General features: G+C 59.7%; 19 protein-coding genes and 2 tRNA genes. 18 read left to right on the top strand and 3 right to left on the bottom strand.

Annotated elements, in window-relative coordinates; all coding sequences use genetic code 11:
• Window positions 1-19 precede the first annotated feature (19 nt).
• From MITSMUL_RS09480 to purD, 12 genes are all read left to right on the top strand, one after another.
• Complete coding sequence (locus tag MITSMUL_RS09480) at window positions 20-880, top strand: energy-coupling factor transporter ATPase (RefSeq protein WP_005842153.1); 861 nt, start codon at window positions 20-22, stop codon at window positions 878-880.
• Between the two features lies 1 nt (window position 881).
• Window positions 882-1,769, top strand: a complete 888-nt coding sequence (locus MITSMUL_RS09485) for an energy-coupling factor transporter ATPase (RefSeq protein WP_040636174.1) — start codon at window positions 882-884, stop codon at window positions 1,767-1,769.
• A complete protein-coding gene (locus MITSMUL_RS09490) occupies window positions 1,759-2,550 on the top strand; it encodes an energy-coupling factor transporter transmembrane component T family protein (protein WP_040636176.1) in 792 nt (263 codons plus the stop codon). The genes MITSMUL_RS09485 and MITSMUL_RS09490 overlap by 11 nt, the downstream gene beginning before the upstream one ends.
• A 51-nt stretch (window positions 2,551-2,601) precedes the next feature.
• Window positions 2,602-3,396 (top strand): tRNA pseudouridine(38-40) synthase TruA, encoded by a 795-nt coding sequence (gene truA / locus MITSMUL_RS09495; RefSeq protein WP_005842157.1) that lies wholly within the window; start codon window positions 2,602-2,604, stop codon window positions 3,394-3,396.
• A 232-nt stretch (window positions 3,397-3,628) separates the two neighbouring features.
• Complete coding sequence (locus MITSMUL_RS09500; protein ID WP_005842158.1) at window positions 3,629-7,897, top strand: 2-hydroxyacyl-CoA dehydratase; 4,269 nt, start codon at window positions 3,629-3,631, stop codon at window positions 7,895-7,897.
• Between the two features lie 765 nt (window positions 7,898-8,662).
• Complete coding sequence (locus MITSMUL_RS09505; protein ID WP_005842159.1) at window positions 8,663-9,535, top strand: phosphoribosylaminoimidazolesuccinocarboxamide synthase; 873 nt, start codon at window positions 8,663-8,665, stop codon at window positions 9,533-9,535.
• 148 nt (window positions 9,536-9,683) lie between these two features.
• A complete protein-coding gene (purE, locus tag MITSMUL_RS09510) occupies window positions 9,684-10,187 on the top strand; it encodes a 5-(carboxyamino)imidazole ribonucleotide mutase (RefSeq protein ID WP_005842160.1) in 504 nt (167 codons plus the stop codon).
• A gap of 61 nt (window positions 10,188-10,248) precedes the next feature.
• A complete protein-coding gene (gene purF, locus MITSMUL_RS09515; RefSeq protein WP_005842161.1) occupies window positions 10,249-11,688 on the top strand; it encodes an amidophosphoribosyltransferase in 1,440 nt (479 codons plus the stop codon).
• 63 nt (window positions 11,689-11,751) lie between these two features.
• Window positions 11,752-12,804, top strand: coding sequence for a phosphoribosylformylglycinamidine cyclo-ligase (gene purM, locus MITSMUL_RS09520; RefSeq protein ID WP_005842162.1), 1,053 nt, complete (start codon window positions 11,752-11,754; stop codon window positions 12,802-12,804).
• On the top strand, window positions 12,797-13,417 hold the full coding sequence (purN, locus tag MITSMUL_RS09525; protein WP_005842163.1) for a phosphoribosylglycinamide formyltransferase: 621 nt from the start codon (window positions 12,797-12,799) through the stop codon (window positions 13,415-13,417). The genes purM and purN overlap by 8 nt, the downstream gene beginning before the upstream one ends.
• Before the next feature lie 710 nt (window positions 13,418-14,127).
• The gene (locus MITSMUL_RS09530) at window positions 14,128-14,721 is read left to right on the top strand and encodes an IMP cyclohydrolase (protein WP_005842165.1); all 594 of its coding nucleotides are present in this window, start codon (window positions 14,128-14,130) and stop codon (window positions 14,719-14,721) included.
• A gap of 78 nt (window positions 14,722-14,799) precedes the next feature.
• Window positions 14,800-16,083: a phosphoribosylamine--glycine ligase gene (purD, locus tag MITSMUL_RS09535; protein ID WP_005842167.1), complete on the top strand. Its 1,284-nt coding sequence runs from the start codon at window positions 14,800-14,802 to the stop codon at window positions 16,081-16,083.
• A 106-nt stretch (window positions 16,084-16,189) separates the two neighbouring features.
• On the opposite strand, the gene MITSMUL_RS09540 is transcribed toward purD, so the two are convergent.
• Window positions 16,190-16,266 (bottom strand) — tRNA-Pro (locus tag MITSMUL_RS09540).
• Between the two features lie 416 nt (window positions 16,267-16,682).
• Window positions 16,683-16,759, bottom strand: a tRNA-Pro gene (locus MITSMUL_RS09545).
• A 189-nt stretch (window positions 16,760-16,948) separates the two neighbouring features.
• On the opposite strand from MITSMUL_RS09545, the gene MITSMUL_RS09550 reads away from it, so the two are divergent.
• Both MITSMUL_RS09550 and MITSMUL_RS09555 read left to right on the top strand, forming a co-directional pair.
• Window positions 16,949-17,329, top strand: coding sequence for a universal stress protein (locus MITSMUL_RS09550; RefSeq protein ID WP_005842169.1), 381 nt, complete (start codon window positions 16,949-16,951; stop codon window positions 17,327-17,329).
• Between the two features lie 147 nt (window positions 17,330-17,476).
• On the top strand, window positions 17,477-18,532 hold the full coding sequence (locus tag MITSMUL_RS09555; protein ID WP_005842171.1) for an AI-2E family transporter: 1,056 nt from the start codon (window positions 17,477-17,479) through the stop codon (window positions 18,530-18,532).
• A gap of 59 nt (window positions 18,533-18,591) precedes the next feature.
• Here the strand turns inward: MITSMUL_RS09555 and MITSMUL_RS09560 are convergent, their stop codons facing one another.
• The gene (locus tag MITSMUL_RS09560; RefSeq protein WP_005842173.1) at window positions 18,592-18,942 is read right to left on the bottom strand and encodes a YezD family protein; all 351 of its coding nucleotides are present in this window, start codon (window positions 18,940-18,942) and stop codon (window positions 18,592-18,594) included.
• 214 nt (window positions 18,943-19,156) lie between these two features.
• Between MITSMUL_RS09560 and MITSMUL_RS09565 the strand changes: the two genes are divergently transcribed.
• The 4 genes from MITSMUL_RS09565 (at window position 19,157) to MITSMUL_RS09580 (ending at window position 22,422) form a co-directional block, all read left to right on the top strand.
• A complete protein-coding gene (locus tag MITSMUL_RS09565) occupies window positions 19,157-20,083 on the top strand; it encodes an NAD(P)/FAD-dependent oxidoreductase (protein WP_005842175.1) in 927 nt (308 codons plus the stop codon).
• 14 nt (window positions 20,084-20,097) lie between these two features.
• Window positions 20,098-20,328: a glutaredoxin family protein gene (locus MITSMUL_RS09570; protein WP_005842176.1), complete on the top strand. Its 231-nt coding sequence runs from the start codon at window positions 20,098-20,100 to the stop codon at window positions 20,326-20,328.
• Between the two features lie 128 nt (window positions 20,329-20,456).
• A complete protein-coding gene (locus MITSMUL_RS12980; RefSeq protein ID WP_005842178.1) occupies window positions 20,457-21,098 on the top strand; it encodes a hypothetical protein in 642 nt (213 codons plus the stop codon).
• 823 nt (window positions 21,099-21,921) lie between these two features.
• The gene (locus MITSMUL_RS09580; RefSeq protein ID WP_040636184.1) at window positions 21,922-22,422 is read left to right on the top strand and encodes a hypothetical protein; all 501 of its coding nucleotides are present in this window, start codon (window positions 21,922-21,924) and stop codon (window positions 22,420-22,422) included.
• Window positions 22,423-22,499 lie beyond the last annotated feature (77 nt).

A 22,499-nucleotide genomic window follows, 5' to 3' on the forward strand; every position in this document is an offset into this window, starting at 1 on the left:
GGAAAGGGAAGGTGAAGGTATGGCATGGATTGAGCTGGAGCATCTCTCGCACTGCTACCATGCGGGCACGGAGCAGGAGCACCGTGCGCTCGATGAGGTGAACCTCGCGATCGAGGCGGGGGCGTTTGTCGCGATCCTCGGGGCGAATGGCTCGGGTAAGTCGACGCTCGCGAAGCACCTCAATGCACTCCTGCTGCCGACGTCAGGGGCCTGCCGCATCGGCGGCCTCGACACGGCAGCGGCGGCCGACACGGCGGAGCTCTGGAAGATCCGCCAGCAGGTCGGCATGGTCTTCCAGAACCCCGACAACCAGCTCATCGCAGCGGTCGTCGAGGACGACGTCGCCTTTGGCCCCGAGAACCTCGGCATGGCGCCCGATGAGATCCGCGAGAGCGTGCATCAGGCGCTCGAGGCCGTCAATATGACCCGCTTCCGCACCTTTGCGCCGCACCTGCTGTCGGGCGGCCAGAAACAGCGCGTGGCCATCGCCGGGGCGCTCGCCATGAAGACGCGCTGCCTCGTGCTCGACGAGCCGACGGCCATGCTCGACCCGCAGGGCCGCGCGGAGGTCATGGCGACCGTTCAGCGCCTGCACGAGGAGCAGGGCATCACCATCGTGCTGATCACGCACTTCATGGAAGAGGCGGCGCTCGCCGACCGCGTTATCGTCATGGCGGATGGCCATGTCACGATGGACGGCACGCCGCGCGAGGTCTTCTGCGAGGCCGCGAAGCTCAAGAAGCTCGGCCTCGACGTGCCGCTCGCGACGGAGCTCGGCTGTGAACTGCGCGCGAGCGGCCTCGCCTTGCCGAAGGACATCCTGACCGATGAAGAGCTTGTCGCGGCGCTCACATCTGCCGCAAGAGAGGAGGGTGCCTGATTTGTCCATTGTCCTAGAACACGTCGCCTACACCTATATGCCCGGCACGCCGTTCGAGCAGCAGGCGCTCAAGGATGTCTCAGCCACCATTGAGCAGGGCTCCCTGACGGCCATCGCGGGCCATACGGGCTCGGGCAAGTCGACGCTCTTGCAGCAGTTCAACGGCCTCCTGCAGCCGACGGCGGGCCGCGTGCTCGTCGACGGTATCGACATCAACCCGAAGGCCAAGAAAGAGCGCGCGGCCGCGCGCGCTGTGCGCCTCAAGGTCGGCATGGTCTTCCAGTACGCTGAGCAGCAGCTCTTCGAGGAGACCATCGAGAAGGACATCGCCTTCGGCCCGAAGAACCTCGGCCTCTCCGACGAGGAGACGGCCGCGCGCGTCAAAGAGGCCATGCGGCTCGTCCACCTCGATTACGAGACGTATGCGAAGCGCTCGCCGTTTGCGCTGTCGGGCGGCCAGATGCGCCGCGTCGCCATCGCGGGCGTGCTCGCCCTGCAGCCAGAGTACCTTGTGCTCGACGAGCCCGTCGCTGGCCTCGACCCGCGCGGTCGCGAGGAACTCATCGCGACCATCCGCCACCTGCACGAGAAGGAGCACGTCACGATCGTGCTCGTCTCCCACAATATGGACGACATCGCGCGGCTGGCCGACCACGTGCTCATCATGAGCCACGGCCAGCTCGTCTGCGATGCCGCGCCGCGCGAGGCTTTTAAGCAGCGTGACATGCTCAAAGAAGCTGGCCTCAAAGTGCCGCACACCATGGCCCTGATGCAGCAGCTGCGCGCCAAAGGCCTTGCCGTGCGCACGGATTGCCTGACCATCGCAGAGGCCAAGAAAGAGATACTCAGAGTCATGAAGGGGAGAGGAGGCAGGAATGATGCTCAGTGATATCACGATCGGGCAGTACTTCCCAGGCAGTTCCATCCTGCACCGGCTCGACCCGCGCACGAAGGTCGTGCTGCTCTTCTTCTACCTCGTCCTGATCTTCCTCTGCAAGAGTGCCATCTCGTACGCCATCGTGACGGTGCTGACCGTCACCCTGATGGTCCTTTCAAAGGTCCCCATGCGCATGATGCTGCGCTCCTTGAAGCCACTCTGGTGGATCATCCTCTTCACCTTCGTCATCCATGTCTTCAGCACACCGGGCGAAGAGCTCGCCAAAATCCTGTTCCTGAGCGTCACATGGGAGGGCATCGTCGAGGGCTTCTACATCTGCCTGCGGCTCGTACTGCTCATCCTCTTGTCATCGCTATTGACGTTCACGACGAGTCCTTTGAAGCTCACCGACGCGATGGAGGCGCTGCTCGCACCCGGCAAGCGCATCGGCATCCCGGCGCATGAGCTCGCGATGATGATGACGATTGCCCTGCGCTTCGTGCCGACGCTGATACAGGAGACGGACCGCATCATGAAGGCGCAGCAGTCGCGCGGCGCCGACTTCACGGACGGCAGCATCATGAAGCGCCTGCGCGCCTTCGTGCCCGTGCTCGTGCCGCTGTTCCTCTCCGCCTTCCGCCGCGCCGACGACCTCGCGATGGCCATGGAGGCGCGCTGCTACCGCGGCGGCGAGGGCCGGACGCAGATGAAAGCCCTGCGCGTCACGAGCATCGACTACGTCGCCTGGGGCTTCAGCGCCGTGCTCATTGCCGCGGTGCTGGCCTTGCGCTGACTCTGGCAGATTTTGTTCAATTTTGTTCATTAGAAAGGACTTCCTTCATAGATGAAACGAGAACACAAAGCGGAGATGAAGGCGCGCGCGCGCAACATCGTCCTCAAGGTCGCCTACGACGGCACGGCCTACCACGGCTTCCAGCGCCAGACGCCGCCGATCGTCGCCGTGCAGAATATATTAGAAGAGAAATTGCAGACGATCTTCGGCGACACCATCGAGCTCGCGGCGGCCGGCCGCACAGATGCCGGCGTCCACGCCTACGGCCAGGTCGTCAACTTCTTCACGGACGGCCGCATCCCCGTGGACCGCATCGCGCGCGCGGCCAACAGCCTCTTGCCCGATGACATCGTCGTGCGGGCGGCGGGGGAGGCTGACACAGACTTCAGCGCGCGCCACAGCGCGAAGAGCAAGACGTATGTCTACCGCATCCAGCAGGGCGAGGTGCCCGACCCGATGACGGCGCGCTACGCCTGGTACATCCGGCGGCCGCTCGACGTCGCCGCCATGCGCGAAGCACTCGGAGCCATCCTCGGCACGCACGACTTCTCCGCCTTCCGCGCGAGCGGCGGCGCGCCGATGAGCCCCGTGCGCACGATGTACGAGGCGACGATCGAGGAGGCAGCTGGCCAGCAGCTCATCTGCCGCATCCACGGCAGTGGCTTTCTCTACCACATGGTCCGCAACATCATCGGCACCCTCGCAAACGTCGGCCTCGGTGTCCTGACGCCGGCGCGCTTCGGCGAGATTCTCGAGGGCCGCGACCGCACAAAGGCCTCGGCGACCGCGCCGGCCTGCGGGCTTTATCTTGAACATGTCGACTACGGTGAAGCCTTTCCCTTTTGATCCTATTGCTAGTTTGAGCGCCGCTCTGTTCGCCCCTGAATCGCTTCTTGAATGCTTCTTGAACGCTTCGGGGAACGGGAGCGGCGCTCTCTGTCTGTGACGTCTAGACTTGCGAATGACTAGCAGATGGGTTAGAATAAAATGTGACCCTCTAAAAGGTCAATAGGTAACTGGATTTCATCCCGTTTCCAGAATCAGTCCAAATCAATCCATGACACTAGGTGGTGTGAATATGAAATCAATTTTGAACGTAGGGATTGATGTCGGTTCGACGACGATCAAGCTCGTCGTTCTCGACCATGAGAAGCATATCCTCTACAAGAACTATGCACGTCATTTCTCCGAGATCGGCAACGCCCTGCAGGAGAATCTGACGCATCTGAAATCCATCGTCGGTGAGAAGAAGTTCTCGTTTGCCCTGACGGGTTCGGCCGGCATGGGCATCGCCCAGCGCATCGGCCTGCCGTTCGTGCAGGAGGTCATCGCCTGTGCCGCAGCCGTCAAGGAGCTCATCCCGCAGACGGACACCGTCGTCGAGCTCGGCGGCGAGGACGCGAAGATTACGTATTTCGGCGACGCGCCGGAGCAGCGCATGAACGGCGTCTGCGCGGGCGGCACGGGCTCGTTCATCGACCACATGGCCTCGCTCCTCTCGACCGATGCCAAGGGCCTCGATGACCTCGCGGCCAAGGGCAAGCAGATCTACACGATCGCTTCGCGCTGCGGCGTCTTTGCCAAGACCGATATCCAGGCCCTGATGAACGATGGCGCCGAGAAGGCCGACATCGCTCTGTCGATTTTCCAGGCCGTCGTCAATCAGACCATCGGCAACCTCGCGCAGGGCCGCCCGATAAGCGGCCACGTCGCCTTCCTCGGCGGCCCGCTGCACTTCCTGCCGGAGCTGCGCAAGCGCTTCATCGAGACGCTGGAGCTCGACGAGGAGCACGTCGTCAAGGTCGACTACGGCAACTACTTCGTCGCCATGGGCGCGGCGCTCTCCGACGAGGCGGAGGTCATCGACGTCGATCGCCTCGAGCAGAGCATCGCGAAGGCACGCGAAGCCGCGGCGAAAGAGACGCGCAAAGCCGACTTCACGCTGTTTGAAGACCGCGCCGACTACGAGGCCTTCAAGGCCCGCCACGACAAGGACAAGGTCAAGCGCGGCGACCTCAGCTCGTACCGCGGCCCCGTCTACATCGGCATCGACGCCGGCTCTACGACGACGAAGATCACGGCCATCGGCAAGGACAAGGAGATCCTCTACACCTCGTACGGCAGCAACCAGGGCTCACCCCTCAAGACCGTCGTCAAGGAGATGAAGGGGCTCTACGCGGCCCTGCCAGAGGGCGCAACCATCGCGGGCTCGATGACGACGGGCTACGGCGAGGCCATCGTCAAGGCCGCGCTGCATGCCGACGGCGGCGAGGTCGAGACGTTCGCGCACCTGCGGGCGGCACAGGAATTTTGCCCGGAGGTCACCTTCGTGCTCGACATCGGCGGCCAGGACATGAAGTGCTTCTTCGTCAAGGACGGCAGCATCGGCAACATCACGCTCAACGAGGCGTGCTCGGCCGGCTGCGGCTCCTTCATCCAGAACTTCGCCGAGGGCCTCCATATGACGCCGGCCGAGTTTGCGGCCAAGGCCATCGACTCGAAAGCGCCGGTCGACCTCGGCACGCGCTGCACGGTCTTCATGAACTCGAAGGTCAAGCAGGCGCAGAAAGAGGGCGCCGACGTCGCCGACATCTCGGCCGGCATCGCGTTCTCCGTCATCAAGAATGCGCTCTTCAAGGTCATGCAGCTCAAGGACGTCCGCGAGCTCGGCGACCACATCGTCGTGCAGGGCGGCACCTTCTACAACGACGCCGTGCTGCGCTGCATGGAGAAGCTTTTAGACCGTGACGTCATCCGCCCCGATATCGCGGGCCTCATGGGCGCCTACGGTGCGGCCATCCTCGCACTCGAGGAGGCCGAGAAAGAGGGCAAGCAGCAGTCGAGCCTGCTGACGCCAGATGAGCTCGACCACTTCGCCGTCGCGACGAGCTCCTACCGCTGCCGCGGCTGCGGCAACAAGTGTCTGATCACGATGCAGAAGTTCCCGGATGGCGGCAAGTACTTCACGGGCAACCGCTGCGAGCGCGGCATCGGCGGGCAGAAGAAAGAGTCCGACACGCCGAACATCTACCAGTACAAGTACGAGCGCCTCTTCCAGTACTACGAGCCGCTCGAGGAGCCCTCGCGCGGCACGATCGGCCTGCCGCGCGTGCTCAACATGTACGAGGACTACCCGTTCTGGTTCACCTTCTTCACGAAGCTCGGCTACCGCGTCGTGCTCTCGGGCAAGTCGAGTGCCAAGATGTACTTCAAGGGCATGGCGACCGTGCCGTCCGACTCGCTCTGCTACCCGGCCAAGCTCGCGCACGGCCACATCATGGATCTCATCGAGAAGGGCGTCACGAAGATCTTCTACCCGTGCGAACCCTACAACATGGTCGACGACAAGCACCCGTCGGAGAATCACTACAACTGCCCGATCGTCGCCTCGTACGCCGAGAACATCCGCGGCAACATGGACATCCTGCGCGAGAAGCACATCGACTTCCTGCAGCCGTTCCTGCCGATCAACGACGAGAAGCGCATGGCCCAGCGCCTCTACGAGGAGCTCGGTGCCCATGAGGGCCTGACGAAGGAAGAGATTGCCGAGGCAGTCGACGAGTCCTACCGCGAGCTCGCGCAGTACCGCCAGGATGTGCGCGACTATGGCGCGAAGATCCTCGAGCGCGTGGAGAAGACGGGCGAGCAGGTCATCATGCTCGTCGGCCGCCCGTACCACATCGACCCGGAGATCAACCACGGCATCCCGGAGATGATCCAGAGCTATCATCTGCCAATCATCTCGGAGGACGCCGTCTACCACATGCCGGTCAAAGCCGCGAAGCTCAAGATCGTCAACCAGTGGAGCTACCACGCGCGCCTCTACCATGCGGCGCAGTTCGTCGCTGAGCATCCGAACTTCACGCTGATCCAGTTCAGCTCGTTCGGCTGCGGCCTCGACGCACTGACGACGGGCCAGGTCAAGGACATCCTCGAGTCGCACAACCGCATCTACACGATGATCAAGCTCGACGAGGTCTCGAACCTCGGCGCCGCGCGCATCCGCCTGCGCTCGCTGATGGCCGCGCTTGCGCGCCGCAAGACCGTGCCGTATCAGGAGGTCAAGCCAATCGAGCGGCCGCACTTCACGGCCGAGTGCAAGAAGACGCACACGATCCTCGCGCCGCAGATGGCCCCAATCCACTTCGAGCTCATCAAGTCGGTCATGCGCGACTACGGCTACAACCTCGTCGTGCCGGAGATGCCGGACAAGGCGGCCATCGACCTCGGCTTGCGCTACGTCAACAACGACATGTGCTACCCGTCGATCGTCGTCATCGGCCAGCTCATCGCCGCGCTCAAGTCGGGCGAGTACGACCCCGACCACACGAGCATCGCGATGTTCCAGACCTGCGGCGCCTGCCGCGCGACGAACTACATGAGCGTCCTGCGCCAGGCACTCAAGTACGCGGGCTTCCCGCAGGTGCCGGTCTTCGCCGTGCACGGCCTGCCCGAGGAGACGGACTCCTTCCGCCTCACGCGCCCGATGCTCGTCGCCGCCATCAAGGCCGCCATCTTCGGCGACCTCCTGCAGAATGTCAAGAACCGCATGATGCCGTACGAGCTCCAGAAGGGCGAGACTCAGCGCCTCTTCGACAAGTGGATGGCAAACTGTAAGGACGTATTGAAAGACGGCGGCTACTTCAAGTTCCAGCGCACGGTCAAGCAGATCGTCAAGGAATTCGACAACATCCCGATTGACGAAACCCTCTGGAAGCCGAAAGTCGGCATCGTCGGCGAGATCCTCGCGAAATACCATCCAGTCGCCAATAACCACATCGAGAAAGTCCTGATGGAGGAGGGCGCGGAGGTCGTCATGCCGGACTTCGTCGACTTCTTCCTCTACTCGGCCTACGACCCGATCGTCAAGCACCGCCTGCTCGACGGCAAGAAGAAGAACAGCTTCTTCGGACGCATGTTCATCAACATCATCAACTTCTACCGCGCGCCGATGCGCAAGGCACTCAAGAACAGCCGCCACTTCCTCGCGCCGCACAAGATCGACGAGACGGCCAAGCTCGCCTCGCGCCACGTCAGCCTTGGCAACATGGCCGGCGAGGGCTGGTTCCTGACCGGCGAGATGGTCAAGCTCATCGACGAAGGCGTGCCCAACGTCATCTGCCTCCAGCCGTTCGGCTGCCTGCCGAATCACATCACCGGCAAAGGCGTCATGCACGAACTGCGTGAGAGCTACGCAGGCGCCAACCTCACCGCCATCGACTGCGACGCCGGCTCCTCCGAAGTCAACCAGCTCAACCGCATCAAGCTCATGCTCGCCGTAGCAAAAGAGCGCGGGCCCAAGCAGGAAAACGAGGCCGAAAAGAGCAGCGAGGGAATGCGAGGGTGATTACCGGTGCTGGATTCACTGAGATGAGTGACGCTCGGCAAGGGGCCGGGGGGACATGTTTCGGCTTCGTCGCTCTGCTAAAATGGCCCCTATGATGCGGCTCGCAGCAAAGGCATTTCGCCGCCTGCCGCGGCGTTCTCACATTGCGATTTGAGGCTCATGAAGTATCAGGGGCCATCCCTGCGGGCAGCCGCGCCGCTCCTGCAGGCGAAACATGTCCCCCCGACCTTAGTTCAGTCCGTTTTTAGCAGACACTGCGCTCCTGCAGGCGGTACACACCACCCCGGCCTCAGTTCAGCCCGTTTTCTCAGAGTCCGTCCTAGCTCCATTTTGCAGATGGAGTAGGGCGGGCTCTTTTTTTCTCCCCATCAGGTTCCTTGCCTCGTTTGTCGACTGAGCGGCATTCGCACTCGCTTGCAGAACGTAACTGAGGGAGGGGGCATGTATTTCGCCTGCAGGAGCGAGAGCGATAGCCCGCAGGGCTGAGCCCTACCGCTATGTTGCCTTAGAAGGCGATGTCAGAACGCCGCGGCAGGCGGCGAACTCACATCAATGGCAATCCGTGGCATATGGCTCATTTAGCGACAGCGACGAAGCCGAAATACATGCCACCTCCCTACGATACGAATTCAAACTCAATGCCACGAACTATTGCTCGTCTATCCGCAAGGACACCTGACCCATTTCTTGACATTTTTTCCATCTGCCGCTATGATGGAAGTGTAAAAATCCTATCTATCTGTTTGTGACGGGAGACGATAACAAATGAAAGAGTACAAGCCGTTCAAATCCGGAAAAGTTCGTGAGGTCTACGATGCAGGCGACAGCATCATCATGGTTGCGACGGACCGCATTTCCGCTTTCGACCACATCCTCAAGAACCAGATCACGAAGAAGGGCAAGGTCCTGACGCAGATGTCGAAGTTCTGGTTCGACTTCACGAAGGACATCATTCCGAACCACATGATCTCGGTGGACAACAACGACATGCCGGAATTCTTCCGTCAGCCGCAGTTCCTCGGCAACAGCATGAAGTGCAAGAAGCTCACGATGCTGCCGATGGAGTGCATTGTCCGCGGCTATATCACGGGCAGCGGCTGGGCAAGCTATCAGGAGAACGGCACGGTCTGCGGCATCAAACTGCCGGAGGGCCTCAAGGAATCCCAGAAACTGCCGGAGCCGATCTTCACGCCGAGCACGAAGGCAGAGCTCGGTGATCACGATGAGAACGTCTCGCTCGAGCAGGGCGCTGCCGTCTTCGAGAAGGAGTTCCCCGGCCACGGCATGGAATACGCAGAGAAACTGCGCGACTACACGATTGCCATCTACAAGAAGTGCGCCGCATACGCACTCTCGCGCGGCATCATCATCGCCGACACGAAGTTCGAGTTCGGCCTCGATGAGGACGGCAACATCGTCCTAGGCGATGAGGTCCTGACGCCGGACAGCTCCCGCTTCTGGCCGCTCGAGGGCTACGAGGCCGGCAAGCCGCAGCCGTCTTACGACAAGCAGTTCGTCCGCGACTGGCTCAAGGCCAACCCGGACAGCGACTACAAGCTGCCGCAGGACGTCATCGACAAGACGATTGCCAAGTACGTCGAAGCTTACAAGATGATCACGGGCAAGGACCTCGACTGATCCCTGCTCACTCATTTGCATGCTCCCGGTTCATCCGGGGGCTTTTGCTTTTGCGCAAGGACATCTGTCCCGTTTTCAGTTGACAGCCTAGTTTTTTACCGTTATCATTGATGTAGAGAATGAATGATTGCTTGAGTGTATATAGGAGATGATATCCATGAATGCCAAGAAAGTAGCTGTGATCATGGGAAGCGACTCCGACTGGCCAATCCTGAAGCCAGCCGTCGAGCTCTTGAAGCAGTTTGGCATCGAGTCGGAAGTGACGGTCGCATCGGCGCACCGCACGCCGGCGAAAGTCCGTACGTTTGTTGAGTCGGCCCCCGAGAAGGCCGTCGCTGCCTTCATCATCGGCGCGGGCGCTGCGGCACACCTCGCCGGTGTCGTCGCGAGCTACACGACGCTGCCGGTCATCGGCGTGCCGATCAATGCGACCTCGCTGAACGGCATGGACGCACTGCTCTCGACGGTCCAGATGCCGTCGGGCATCCCGGTCGCGACGATGGCCATCAATGGCGCAAAGAACGCCGCCATCTTCGCCGTCGAGATGTTCTCGATCGCCGATGACGATCTCAAGAAGCAGCTCGCCGACTACCGCGCGGAGATGGTCGCGGGCGTCGAGAAGAAGGCCGCGCGCGTCGCTGCTCAGCTCTGAGCCGCGCACCGCGAAGAGAAACCAATGATAGAGAAAGAGAAAAGGAAGAAGCAGAACAACCATGTATGATAATGGCTACAACCCAGAACCAAAGTGGAAAGAGGAATGCGGCGTTTACGGCGTGTACTCCCATACGGAAGATGTCTCCGGCTTGACGTACCTCGGCCTCTATGCCCTGCAGCACCGCGGGCAGGAGAGTGCCGGCATCGCCATCACGGACGGCGCCTGGATGGATGTGACGCGCGGCATGGGACTCGTCAACGAAGTATTCCGCCACCAGGTCCCGCACATGGAGAACCAGTGCATCGCCGTCGGCCATGTGCGCTATTCGACGACGGGCTCGAGCCTGCTCGCCAACACGCAGCCGCTGCTCGTCAACTACGCGGGCGGCAAGATCGCGCTTGCCCACAACGGCAACCTGACGAATGCCGCCGAGATTCGCCATGAGCTCGAGCAGCAGGGCACGATCTTCCAGACCTCCATCGATTCGGAAGTCATCGTGAACCTCATCGCGCGCTCCCACAAGGAGACGATCGAGGAACGCATCATCGAGAGCCTCAAGATGGTCAAGGGCTGCTACTGCCTGACGATCATGACCGAGGATAAGCTCATCGGTGCCCGCGATCCGCAGGGCTTCCGTCCGCTCTGCCTCGGCAAGACGGAGGAGGGCAGCTGGATTCTCTCGTCGGAGACCTGCGGCCTCGACGTCGTCGGCGCAGAGTTTGTGCGCGACGTCCTGCCTGGTGAGATGGTCGTCATCGACAAGGACGGCCTCAAGTCGTATCCGTTCGCGACGGACGAGAAGAAGGCCGGCTGCATCTTCGAGTACATCTACTTCGCGCGCCCGGATTCCGTCATCGACGGCCAGAGCGTCCACGAAGCGCGCTTCCAGATGGGCCGCGAGCTCGCGCGCGAGTCGGGCTTCAAGGGCGACATCGTCATCTCCGTGCCGGACTCCGGCACGACGGCCGCGACGGGCTTTGCCTATGAGTCGGGCATCCCGTTCGTCGAGGGCCTCATCAAGAACCGCTACATCGGCCGCACTTTCATCCAGCCGACGCAGAAGAAGCGCGACACGGCTGTCAAGCTCAAGCTCAACGCCATCCGCTCCGTCGTCGAGGGCAAGTCGGTCATCATGGTCGACGACTCCATCGTCCGCGGCACGACAAGCGGCAAGATCGTCCGCATGCTGAGGAATGCCGGCGCGACGGCCGTACACGTCTGCATCAGCAGCCCGCCGATCGGCTATCCCTGCTTCTATGGCATCGATACCAGCGTGCGCAAGGAGCTCATCGCCGCGACGAAATCCGTCGAGGAGATTCGCGAGTTCATCGGCGCCGACTCCCTGCACTTCCTGAGCATCGAAGGCCTCAAGAAATGCGTGCCGAACCTCAAGGCCGATGACATGTGCTACGCCTGCTTCAACAGCGCCTACCCGATCGAAGACGGCGCCAAGCCGGCCGGCAACAGCAAGTACGTCTTCGAGCAGCGCAAGTGCTGAGACGCGTGCAAATCACGAGAATATCGGAATATCGTCAGATAGGAAAGGAACCAGAATAGCAAAATGGCAGAACAACTTACCTATAAGGATTCCGGCGTCGACATCGATGCTGGCAACTACTCCGTCAAACTCATCAAGGACAGCGTCAAGGCGACGTATCGTCCGGAGGTCCTCGGCGACCTCGGCGGCTTCGGCGGTCTCTTTGCGCTGAATTCCGGCAAGTACAAGGAGCCGGTGCTCGTCTCCGGCACCGACGGCGTCGGCACGAAGCTGCGCCTGGCCTTCATGCTCGACAAGCACGACACGATCGGCCAGGACGCCGTTGCCATGTGCGTCAACGACATCCTCGTCCAGGGTGCTGAGCCGCTCTTCTTCCTCGACTACCTCGCCGTCGGCAAGCTCGACCCCGAGCAGGTCGCCGCTGTCGTCAAGGGCGTCGCGAACGCCTGCAAAGAGTCCGGCTGCGCCCTCATTGGCGGCGAGACCGCTGAGATGAGCGGCTTCTATCCGGTCGGCGAGTACGACATCGCCGGCTTCGCCGTCGGCGTCGTCGAGAAGTCGAAAGTCATCACGAGCGAGCGCGTCAAAGAAGGCGACGTGCTCCTCGGCCTGCCGTCCTCCGGCGTCCATTCGAACGGCTATTCCCTCGTGCGCAAGATCTGCTTCGAGCACAAGGGCTTCAAGGGCGACGAGTACATCGACGAGCTCGGCAAGACCATCGGCGAAGAACTCCTGACCCCGACGCGCCTCTACCCGAAGACCTGCCTGCCGCTGATTGAGAAATTCGACATCCACGGCATGGTCCACATCACGGGCGGCGGCTTCTACGACAACATCCCGCGCGCCCTGCCAGACGACATGGCCGTTGAGATCGACAGCTCCGTCTGGCAGATGCCGACGATTTTCCGCCTCCTGCAGCAGTGGGGCAACGTCGACTGGCATGAGATGTACCGCACCTTCAACATGGGCATCGGCATGGTCATCATGGCGAGCCGCGAAGAAGCCGACAAGATCAAGGCCCACCTCGAAGCCGAGAACGAGACGGTCTACGAGATCGGCCGCGTCGTCCGCGGCAACCACGATGTGACGATCAAAGGCGGCGTGTTCGATGAGTAAGCAAGTATTAGGCGTGCTGTGCTCCGGACGCGGCACCGACCTCCAGTCCATCATCGACGCCATCGGCCGCGGTGAAGTAGATGCGACAATCGCCCTTGTCCTGACCGACAAGCCCGACGCCTACGCCCTCACGCGCGCCGAAAAAGCCGGCATCAAAGCCCTCTGCATCGACCGCAAGCAGTTCGACGGCCGTCAGCCCTTCGAAGAGGCCCTCATTAAAGCCCTCGACGAAGCAGGCGTCACCCTCGTCGTCCTCGCCGGCTTCATGCGCATCCTGACCCCGTATTTCGTGCGCCACTACGCTGGCCGCATCATGAACATCCACCCGGCCCTCCTGCCGAGCTTCACTGGCGCCCACGCCCACCGCGACGTCCTCGCCTACGGTGTCAAAGTCAGCGGCTGCACCGTCCACTTCGTCGACGAAGGCACCGACAGCGGCCCCATCATCCTGCAAGCCGCCGTCCCCGTCCTCGACGACGACACCGAAGAAACCCTCGGCGCCCGCGTCCTAGAGCAGGAACACATCATCTACCCCAAAGCCATCCAGCTCTACTGCGAAGGCCGCTTGAAGGTCGATGGTCGCCACGTCCGCATCTTACCAGCCCAGAAGTGACCAGAAGTAACTAGGGCAGAGGCGAGATATGTAGGAAGTAACTAGGGATGAGGTGAAATTTTTCGCCTGCAGAAGCGAAGCGACCGCCCAAAGGGCTGGCCGACAACGGAACCTAGCAAAGCACTCCGATGTCAGAACGCCGCGGCAGGCGGCGAAACAGCTAAGAATGCACCGACGTCCTAGTCGGCCATTTAGCTGAGCGCCGAAGCCGAAAAACTTCACCTCATCCTCTCGCACGATGTAAACAAACTCCGGCAGGAACTGACTAGGGCAGGGGCGAGATCTTTCGCCTGCAGAAGCGAAGCGACCGTCCGCAGGACTGGCCGCCAAGCAAACGGAGCAAGGCAATCCGATGTCAGAACGCCGCGGTAAGCGGCGAAGACGCTTTGCCGTGCAAAAGAGGCGTGAAGGCCATTCAGCTGAGCGCCGAAGCCGAAAAAACTCGCCCCTGCCCATCCGCGATGTAAACAAACCCCGGCAGGAACAGACTAGGGTAGGGACGAGATTTTTCGCCTGCAGAAGCGAAGCGCCTGCCCGCAGGGCTGGCCGACAGCCAAATCCAGTTAGGTCCAGCGCTGTCAGAACGCCGCGGCAGGCGGCGAAGCAGCTAAAGAGGCATCGATATCCTTGTCGGCCATTTAGCTGAGCGCCGAAGCCGAAAAAACTCGCCCCTGCCCTTACACGATGTAAACAGAAAGAGGTACAACACCATGCAGATCAAACGCGCGCTCATCAGCGTATCGAACAAACAGGGCGTCGTCGACTTCGCCCGCAAACTCCACGAAGCCGGCGTCGAGATCGTCTCCACGGGCGGCACGATGAAAGCCATCAAAGAGGCCGGCATCCCCGTCACCTACGTCAGCGACGTCACCGGTTTCCCCGAGATCATGGACGGCCGCGTCAAGACCCTCAACCCGTACATCCACGGTGGCATCCTCGCCGTCCGCGACAACCCCGAGCACGTCCGCGAGATGGAAGAGCACCACATCACCGGCATCGACCTCGTCGCTGTCAACCTCTATCCGTTCAAAGAGACCATCGCCAAGCCGAACGTCACCCTCGCCGAAGCCATCGAGAACATCGACATCGGCGGCCCCGCCATGGTCCGCGCCGCTGCCAAGAACTTCAAGTTCGTCACCATCGTCACGAACCCGGCCCGCTACGACGCCATCGCCGAGCAGGTCACGAAGAACGGCTGCGTCGACGACCGCACGCGCATGGAGCTCGCACAGGAAGCCTTCGCGCACACGGCCGCTTACGACACGATGATCAAGGATTATCTCGCCGAGCAGCTCAAGAAATAAGAATACGAGCCTTCCCCCGCAGGCACTTTTCACGCGCCGGTGGGAGAGGGCCATTTGCGTTTTACTGGAGGAAGTAGCATGAACATCTTAGTCATCGGTTCCGGCGGCCGCGAGCACACCCTGGCCTGGAAACTCGCCCAGTCGCCAAAAGCCACCAAGCTCTACGCCGTCCCCGGCAATCCCGGCATGGCCGACATCGCCGAGTGCATCGGAGGCGTCGACATCTGCGATAACGAAGCCCTCGTCAAGCTCGCCGAGGACAAAGCCATCGACCTCGTCGTCGTCGGCCCCGAAGTCCCGCTGACGAACGGCGTCGTCGACGCCATGAACGCCGCCGGCATCAAAGCCTTCGGCCCGCGCAAGCTCGCCGCCGAGATCGAAGGCTCCAAGTCCTTCTCCAAGAATCTCATGAAGAAGTACGGCATCCCGACCGCCAAGTACGAAGTCTTCACCGACGCCGACGAAGCCCGCGCCTACATCAAGAAAGAGGGCGCCCCAATCGTCATCAAAGCCGACGGCCTCGCCGCTGGCAAAGGCGTCATCGTCGCCATGACCCTCGAAGAAGCCCTCGATGCCGTCCACGAGATCATGGACGATGCCGCCTTCGGCAAAGCCGGCAGCCGCGTCGTCATCGAAGAATTCATGGAAGGCGAGGAGGCATCCCTCTTGGCCTTCACCGACGGCAAGACCATCTACCCGATGGTCAGCTCCCAGGACCACAAGCGTGCCTACGACGGCGACAAAGGCCCGAATACCGGCGGCATGGGCACCTACGCACCAGCCCCCGTCATGACCGACGAGATGGTCAAGATCGCCACCGAGCGCATCCTGAAGCCAACCATCGCCGCCATGGCCAAAGAAGGCCGCCCCTATAAAGGCTGCCTCTACGCCGGCCTCATGATCACCAAAGAAGGCCCCAAAGTCGTCGAATTCAACGCCCGCTTCGGTGACCCCGAGACCCAGGTCGTCCTGCCGCTCCTCGAGAGCGACCTCGTCGACATCATGCTCGCCTGCACCGACGGCCACCTCGACGAAGAACACATCGAGTGGAGCAAAGGCGCAGCCGTCTGCGTCGTCATCGCCTCCGGCGGCTACCCCAAAGCCTATAAAAAAGGCTACCCGATCGAAGGCCTCGCCAAAGCAAAAGCCCTCGACACCCTCGTCTTCCACGCCGGCACCGCCGAAAAAGACGGCAAGATCGTCACCAACGGCGGCCGCGTCCTCGGCGTCGTCGCCAAAGCCGACGACATCCGCACCGCCGTCGACAAAGCCTACAAAGGCGTCAACGCCATCACCTTTAAAGACGCCTTCCACCGTAACGACATCGCCCACCGCGCCCTCGAACGCCTGGCCGATAAATAAACTCCAGATAGCAAAAAAGACACGGCCTACAACCGTGTCTTTTTTATTGGTTTTTACGACGTAAACAAAAAAGCCGCCAGCCAAAGCTGACGACTTGTAATTTCAATGGTCGGGATGACAGGATTCGAACCTGCGGCCTCATCGTCCCGAACGATGCGCGCTACCAAACTGTGCCACATCCCGTAGTCACAAGAAATATTATACGAAGAATCCATCCCGTTGTCAACATCTTTTTGAAAAAGTCCCCAAATTTCTTCCAGCGAAGCAAACCGAAGGGAGCGAAGCTGAGCTCGATGTGCGCCAAAACGGCAGTACCTAGGGAAGGGGGATGATTTTCGCCTGCAGAAGCGGAGTGACTGCCCGCAGGGCTGGCCGACACCGGAATTTAGCAAGGCGACCCGATGTCAGAACGCCGCGTCAGGCGGCGAATCACCTTGGTCTTAAGAAAGAGGCGAGGAGGCCATTTTAACGGAGCGCCGAAGCCGAAAATCATCCCCCTTCCCCTTATGAGATGTAAACAAACACCCATCCTGCAAATTCCTCTTTGCGCGATGTAAACAAAAAAGCCACCCGCAAAAGCAGATGGCTTGAGTTCTCAATGGTCGGGATGACAGGATTCGAACCTGCGGCCTCATCGTCCCGAACGATGCGCGCTACCAAACTGTGCCACATCCCGTAGTCACAAGAAATATTATACGAAGAATCCACCCCGTTGTCAACACCTTCCTCAAAAATATTTCGCCCAAGAGAAAAAATATGTTCGCAGCCCAAGAAAACAGCGCCAAAAAAGAAGGAATTTCCCCACCCGAGAACGAAATACTCCATATAATCAGAAAATCATCATCTTCGCATAGGAGGGGTTAATATGGGCAGAATCCAGAAAATCTTAGTACCAGTCGACGGTTCCGTCAACGGCTGCAAAGCCGTCGATGAAGCAATCTTCTTCGCCGAGAAATGCAAAGCCGACCTCGACTTCGTCTACGTCGCCAGCAACATCAACAAAGACATCCCAAGCCACATCGTCTTCGACCGCATCTGGGAGAAACTGCCAGACGACATCAAAGCATCCAAGCATGTCGAGACCGGCAACATCCCGAAAGCCATCATGCGCGTCGCCGCCGAAGAGCATAGCGACCTCATCATCATGGGCAGCCGCGGCCTCGGCCTCTTCAAAGGCGCCCTGATCGGCAGCGTCAGCCAGAAAGTCGTCGAAGAATCCCCAATCCCGGTCATGGTCATCAAATAACCAAAGACCGCGATCACAAGTCCACACAAGTCATCAACCGCCGCCTCCGTGATGCCAACCACCACGGAGGCGGCCTTTTCTTTTCCTTCAGCGGCCCCTGTGGTATAATCGAGGTAGTCATCATTTTTGATAGTTTAGGAGACTCTTATGCATCTAAAGACTTACCGGACGTCCATCCTCTTGGGCGTCACGTTCACGGTTCTGTTGTCGACGTTCTGGTTCTTGCCGCAGCTGGCGTTCATCATCTTCATCTCGCTCTTGCTGCAGCTGCTCCTGACGCCGCTCGTCGACCGGCTCGAGTGCCATCTGAACCGCGGCCTTGCAGCGGCCATCGTGCTCGGCACCTTCCTCCTGATCTGCCTCGGGCTCGTGCTGCTCGTCTCGAGCACATTCATCCCGACGTTCACGCGCTTCGTGACGGACTTCCCGCAGATCACGGAGAAATTGCAGCAGATGCCGCTGATCCACGACAATGCCTACCTGACGGATGAGTTCGAGCAGTTCTGGCTTGAGCTCAAGGCGGCGAGCGTCGATGCGCTCAAATCGTCGCTGACGGTCTTGCTCTCGATCTTCAGCAAGTTCATCGACATGGTCATCATCCTCTTTGTCACGTTTTACCTGCTCAAGGACGGCGATGACATCAAGGTCTACCTCGCGAGCCTCTTCCCGACGCGCGACTACAGCCGCGTGCTCGCGCTCTTCAACCGCATCCTCTCGGCGTTGCGCACCTATATCTGCAGCCAGCTCGTCATCTGCTGCCTGACGGCGACGGTCGTCTTCCTCTACTACACGGCGCGCAGCCTGCCCTACGCCTCGGTCTTCGCGATGGTATCGGGCATCAGCGAGTTCGTGCCGGTGCTCGGCCCGACGGTCGCCTCGATCTTCGGTATCCTGCTGACGGCGACGGTGGACCCGTGGATTGCCATCCAGACGGCGGGCTTCTACCTGATCCTGACACAGGTCAACCACAATGCCGTCTATCCGACGCTCATCGGCAAGTCGCTCAATCTGCATCCGGTCGCCATCATTCTCGGCATCATCCTCGGCGGCGAGGTGCTCGGCGCAGCAGGCATGTTCCTCGCGGTGCCGTTCATCGTCATCTGCAAGCTTGTCATCGAGGATATCTACAAAGACCGCATGGAGACCATAAAAAAGCTCCGCGCCTCCCGCTGGCTCAGCAAGGAAAAGCACGAAGACAAGTGATTCGTAAAATATGGAATGACAAAAGCAGCGCTTCCCAGCCACGGTGGGGCATCCGATGATCAGATGCCTTCGCCGTCGAGGCCGGTGAAGCGCTGTTTTTCGGTGCGCTCGAGCTGCAGCAGGCGGCCCTTGCGGATGATGAGGACGAGCTTGCCGTACTGGAGCAGGCCAAAGTCCTTGCGGATGCGCGCGGCGAGGTCGGCAAGGGCGCGCTCGGTGTAGCTGTTCTCGCCGTCTTCACTCTCCTGCCAGCAGTCGAGGCGGCGCTTCTCGCTCCACTCGACCTGCATGAGGACGCCGTCCTGGGCGACGAGGACAATCTCGCCGTAGCGAATCGTGCGCAGGCCTTGGAGGATGTAGGTCATGGCTTTCTGAGGGATGTCGCCTGGGGCGAGACGAGGTGCAGGCATGAGAAAGACTCCTTTAAAGTATAGTAAACAGATATGTTTTTACTTGTTACTTTTATCATAGTATATGTGCGGGAAAAAGTCAAGAGTGGGGGAACTCTACGATTTTTGCATCTGTGTAACTCAGTAACAGAACGCCGGGCGATTCTCTGCTATACTGAAGTCAGAAAGCAAGAGAGCCGCAAGCGGGCGGCCATCGAATAAATGGAGGGATATTATGACGAAGGAACGCAGGACAAAGGATGTCATCATCATCGGCGCGGGCATGGCCGGGCTTACGGCGGCGCTCTACGCGGGGCGCTCGAACCTCTCGACGCTCGTGCTCGAGAATGCCATCGTCGGCGGGCAGATTGCCAATGCCGTCGGCATCGAGAACTATCCGGGCTTCACGAGCGTCAGCGGCAGCGACCTCATGGCGACCGTCCAGCAGCAGGCCGAGAATGCCGGCGCCGAAGTCGACGAGTTCGACATGATCGAGCGCGTAGACCTCAAGGGCACGCCGAAGATCGTCGAGACACAGAGCTACATCTACGAGGCAAAAGCCGTCATCATCACCTCCGGCATGGAGCGTCGCAAGCTGCCGCTCAAGGAAGAGCCGAAGTACAGCGGCCGCGGCGTCCACTACTGCGAGCTCTGCGACGGCCACATGTATCAGGGCAAGACCATCGCCGTCATGGGCGGCGGCAACGCTGCCGTCGACGCCGCGAACTTCCTGACGAAGTACGCGAGCGAGCTCTATCTGATTCATCGCTCCGCGCTGCGAGCTGACAAGATCTCGCAGGACAAGCTCTACGCCAATCCGAAGGTCAAAGTCCTGCTCGAGACTGAGGTCCGGGCGCTCCACGGCGAAGGCAAACTGACGAGCATCACCATCTACGACAAGGCGAAAGGGGAGGAGCGCGAGCTGCCCGTCGACGCCATCTTTGTCAATATCGGCGTCGTGCCGAACACCCACCTCTTCGAGGGCCAGGTCAAGATGACAGAGAGCGGCCGCATCCTCGCCGGCGAGGACTGCCGCACGAATCTCCCCGGCGTCTTCGCCGCCGGCGACGTCCGCGAGAAAGAGATCCGCCAGCTGACAACAGCAGCCGCCGACGGCACCACAGCCGCCCTTCTCGCCGAAAAGTATATCGAATCCCTATAATAGGAGGAATCATCATGGTAAAAGTCTATTCCATCACCCAGTGCCCCTGGTGCGACAAAGTCAAGAAATACCTCAAATCCAGAGGCGTAGCCTACGAAGAGCACAACATCGAGCTCAGCGACGCCGACCGCGACGAGTGCTACAAGATCTCCGGCGACCTCATCGTCCCCGTCACCACCGTCAACGGCAAAGACTTCGTCGTCAGCTTCGACAAAGCCAAGCTCGACGCCCTGCTCGGCCTCTGATCCCACAATCACACATTCTCTCTCTCCTAATCAAAAGCCAGCCATTTTCAGCTGGCTTTTTTCATCTGCACCGCATATAATGGAAAACAAGAACATAGAGCATTTTGCTTTTCAAGCAGGTGAGATCGATGAAAGAAATACAATTAAGCAATCCTCATAAAATCCATAAATGGCACCAGAAAGCCCAGGGCATCGTCGAGTACGCCCTGATCCTAGCCTTCATCGTCGGCATCGGCGCCGCCATCTTCGCCAAGGGCGGCCTGGCCGAAGCTGTCAGCGACGCATACTTCCAGATTTCCAAGACCATTGCCTACGCATTGGACAACACGACCGCCGGCCATCAGCGATTCGCCCAGAACCAACTGGAGCAGGGCCTCAAGAATGCAATAACATCCGGCAAGGTTGTGTTGGGCAATAATGCATGGGTGGAGATTGACCTTCAATCTGAGCTGAACAGCGATATCCATGCGAATGCAGATGGTGGCAGAGACGGGTATGTAACAGTCTATGGTAAAGACTATACCAAGTTTACAGGCCTCTGGGATGCTACAGGACTAGACCCCAGCCGCATCGCGCTGGACGATGCCGACAAGGGTTCTTGGGCAGGCGTGCGGATTGCACGAGTAGGCGATTCGAATCAGTACACGGTCTACTACTTCAATGGCACGGCATCCAAGGTGCAGGATGAGACCAAAGGTTATTATACGGATACGAACTACATGCAGCAACATTTCGGCAGCGGCCAGACTCCAACGACATGGAACCCCTAAAGCCTTCCCCGCGCACGGGGAAGGTGGCAGCCGCAGGCTGACGGAAGAGGTCTTCATCTTGCATCTCCCTTCCTCACATGATATAATAAATATAGAAAAAAGGCCACCGTAGACGGTTGCCTCTCTACTGAATCAAAATGACCGCGTAGTTTGTGAGGCTAGGGCGGTCATTTTTTTGTGCCAATATCTTTGCCAAGGGCATAGCCCAGGGAAAAGCAAGCAATTGCGAAGCTGATGACTTCAATGACAGTACTGTACATATTCGTATCAAGCATGCAAATCCCCTCCTTCCAGTTGAGATCTGCCGCAGAGCAACAGTCACTGTGGAGGGCGTACAAAAATCCCTCCATACATCAAAACTCAATTTGACGCAGAGGGCAACCGCCTACCGTTGGTGGCCATCGGGAGCAGGAATGCTCCCGACAGTTTTATTATAGCATATTCCTGCTGGAGAGGGGAAGGCAGCGTTTCTCGGTAGGACCTCACATTTGACAAGGCTTCACGAGCCCCAAGCCTTCCCCGCGCACGGGGAAGGGGGACCGCGAAGCGGTGGAAGAGGTCTTCATCTTGCATCTCCCTTGCTCACATGATATAATAGACATAGGAAAAGAGGCCACCGTAGACGGTTGCCCTCTGGTCAGTCAAGAAATGACCGCACAGTTTGTGAGGCTTGGGCGGTCATTTTTTTGTGCGTTTATCCCTGCTTGGGGGATACGGCGGAAGAAAATGCGGGCAAATTTGACAGTTTCGCGAAAATCATGTAAAATTTTCTTGTATAACTATGACATTGACTATGACAGGATTTTATTTTGGAGGGACCTTCATGAAAAAATCAGCACTGCTGACGGCGGCACTGCTCCTCGTCAGTTCTTCCTATGCGATGGCAGCTCCGATCAACCAGATGGCCAATCATGAGACGGCTATCGGCGTTGGCACGAAGGAGAGCTACATCGAGCACAAAGTGACGAACAAGGCAACGGCTGGCTTCCAGTATGCCGACCGCGATGAGAAGGGCGACCACAAGGACGCCTATCTGCAGTATGATATTATCGGCTCCGAGCTCAAGGTCATCGGCGGCTACCGCTGGAACCTGCCGAACGACAAGAACAACGCCTTTGCGGGCGTCGCTGTGAGCACGCCGAAGGTCCTGGGCTTCGACGCCTATGCCTCCTATGTTGCAGGCAAGGACTTCAATGAGACGCAGGTCGGCGTCAACAAGAACCTGTTGCTCAATGTGGACCTCAATGTCAACTACCACAACTTCAAGCCGGATGAAGGCAGCCGCGAGAACGGCGTCGGCGTCGGCGTATCCGTCAAGTTCTGACAATTGAAATGCGAAATTGCATAAAAAAGAAAGCCCGCAGTACTGCGGGTTTTCTCATATATGCGATTCGCGCGCTT

The sequence above is a fragment of the Mitsuokella multacida DSM 20544 genome, from assembly GCF_000155955.1.
GTDB classification, from domain to species: Bacteria; Bacillota; Negativicutes; order Selenomonadales; family Selenomonadaceae; genus Mitsuokella; species Mitsuokella multacida.